Source organism: Nitratidesulfovibrio liaohensis (assembly GCF_011682075.1).
GTDB classification, from domain to species: Bacteria; Desulfobacterota; Desulfovibrionia; order Desulfovibrionales; family Desulfovibrionaceae; genus Cupidesulfovibrio; species Cupidesulfovibrio liaohensis.
The window spans coordinates 1-2,111 of sequence record NZ_VSMK01000449.1; the positions used below are offsets into that span (position 1 = coordinate 1).

A 2,111-nucleotide genomic window follows, 5' to 3' on the forward strand; every position below is an offset into this window, starting at 1 on the left:
GGTGGTGGCGCGCATCGGCGCCCTGCTGGCCCCCGCGCAGGGCGGCACCGCGCCGCGCAGGCCGTCGTACATCGACGAGTTGCCCTTCGGCCCGGATTTCGACCTGCGCAGCGCGCTCATCGAACAATCCCCCAGCGTGGAAGGGGCCGTGACCGCCAACGGGGCCTCCACTGCGTCCACTAACGCCCCGCTTTCGGGGGCGCCCGTGGCTCCGGAAATGCCGCGCGGCCCGCACGGAGACACCGCATGAGAACCGTCGCCCTCATCCAGGCCCGCCTGGGTTCCACCCGCCTGCCCTGCAAGACCATGCTCTCGCTGCACGGCCTGCCCGTCATCGACTGGGTGGTGCGCCGCACCCGCAAGGCGCGGCTCATCGACGAGGTGGTCGTGGCCACTTCCGACCGGCCCGAAAACGACGTGCTGGAGTACCACCTGTCGCGGCAGGGCGTGGCCGTGTTCCGCGGGCCGGAGGACGACGTGCTGGAACGCTTCCGCCTGGCCGGCGCCGCCCACGGCGCGGAGCAGGTGGTGCGCATCTGCGCCGACAACCCGCTGATCTGGGGACCGGCCATCGACGACCTGATCCGCTTCTGGCGCAGCGAAAACGCCGCCGGGGCCTGCGACTACGCGTACAACCACATCCCGCGCGGCAACAGCTATCCCGATGGCCTGGGCGCGGAAACCCTGTCCTACGCGCTGCTGGCCGACATAGCGGCCAGGGCCACCCTGCCCGCCCACCGCGAGCACTGCCTGTCGTACATATGGGACAACCCCGGCCAGTACCGCATCCGCACCTTCGACCCGGCCAACCCCGTCCTGCGCCGCCCGGACCTGAAGCTGGACATGGATACCCCCGAAGACTACCGCGCCCTCGCCCTGCTGGATATCCACCCGGACATCACCCCCGAAGAGATCGTGGCCCTTTTTCCGCCCAAGGGGTAAGCCACAAGAATGCAGGGGCGCTGCCCCTGCACCCCGCAAGGGGGCACACCCCCTTGACCCCTTTTTATAGGGTATTCACTGCGCAAACCTTCCCCGTATCCCCACCCCCAATGGAAAGTTTGGGGGGGAGGGGTACGGGGAGGGCGACCCTTTCCAAAGGGTCCCCTCCCCGGTTATTCTCCCACCGCAAAGACTTTCCCCCATTTTGCAACCACAAGGAGCACGACCATGCGCCTGACCGAAATATTCAGCACCAAGCCTGTGTGCGCACGCAGCGCGGGCATCCAGCGTCCGTACATCATTGCCGAGGCGGGCGTGAACCACGAGGGCAGCATGGACATTGCCCGGCGTCTGGTGGACGAGGCCTGCGCGGGCGGCGCGCACGCCATCAAGTTCCAGACGTACAAGGCGTCCACGCTGGCGTCCAAGGATTCCCCGGCCTACTGGGACACCACCAAGGAGCCGACCAAGAGCCAGTTCGAGTTGTTCACCCGGCACGACAAGTTCTGGAAGGGCGAGTTCGAGGCGCTGAAGAAGCACTGCGACAGCGCGGGCATCGAGTTCATGTCCACGCCGTTCGACGTGGAATCGGCGAAGTTTCTGAACGACATGATGGACGTGTACAAGATCTCGTCGTCGGACATCACCAACAAGCCGTTCATCGAGTTCCTGTGCGGGTTCGGCAAGCCCATCATCCTGTCCACGGGTGCGGCACACCTGCACGAGATCGCCGAAGCCGTGGAATGGATAGAGGCCAAGGGCAACCCGCTGGCCCTGCTGCACTGCGTGCTGAACTACCCCACGGACGACGTGAACGCGGCGCTGGGCATGATTCCGGCGCTGCGCCAGCACTTTCCGCAGCACGTCATCGGCTACTCGGACCACACCCTGCCCCGCGACATGAAGGTGCTGGAAGTGGCCACCCTGCTGGGCGCGCGCATCCTTGAAAAGCACTTCACCCACGACAAGACCCTGCCCGGCAACGACCACTACCACGCCATGGACAAGGACGATCTGGCGCACTTCAACGCCTCGCTCGACCGCATCCTGCCCATGGTGGGTCCGTTCACCATCTCCGCGCTGGAATCCGAGGCCCCGGCCCGGCGCAACGCCCGGCGCAGCCTGGTGGCGGCGCGACCCATCGCCGCAGGCGCCGTGGTCACCCGCGA

2 protein-coding genes and 1 pseudogene are annotated in these 2,111 nt (G+C 66.8%); all 3 read left to right on the top strand.

The window, feature by feature from the left end:
* Window positions 1-250: pseudogene (locus FVW27_RS14035) on the top strand (cytidine 5'-phosphate N-acetylneuraminic acid synthetase); the annotation flags it as partial.
* A complete protein-coding gene (locus FVW27_RS14040) occupies window positions 247-942 on the top strand; it encodes a cytidylyltransferase domain-containing protein (protein ID WP_167126200.1) in 696 nt (231 codons plus the stop codon). The pseudogene FVW27_RS14035 and the gene FVW27_RS14040, both read left to right, overlap by 4 nt.
* A 228-nt stretch (window positions 943-1,170) precedes the next feature.
* Window positions 1,171-2,111 (top strand): N-acetylneuraminate synthase family protein (locus FVW27_RS14045; protein WP_167126204.1); only part of this gene is annotated, 941 nt, incomplete at its 3' end.

Excerpts from the sequence above, each read along its gene's own strand:
- FVW27_RS14040 (WP_167126200.1), top strand. The coding sequence starts at position 247 with ATGAGAACCGTCGCCCTCATCCAGGCCCGCCTGGGTTCCACCCGCCTG.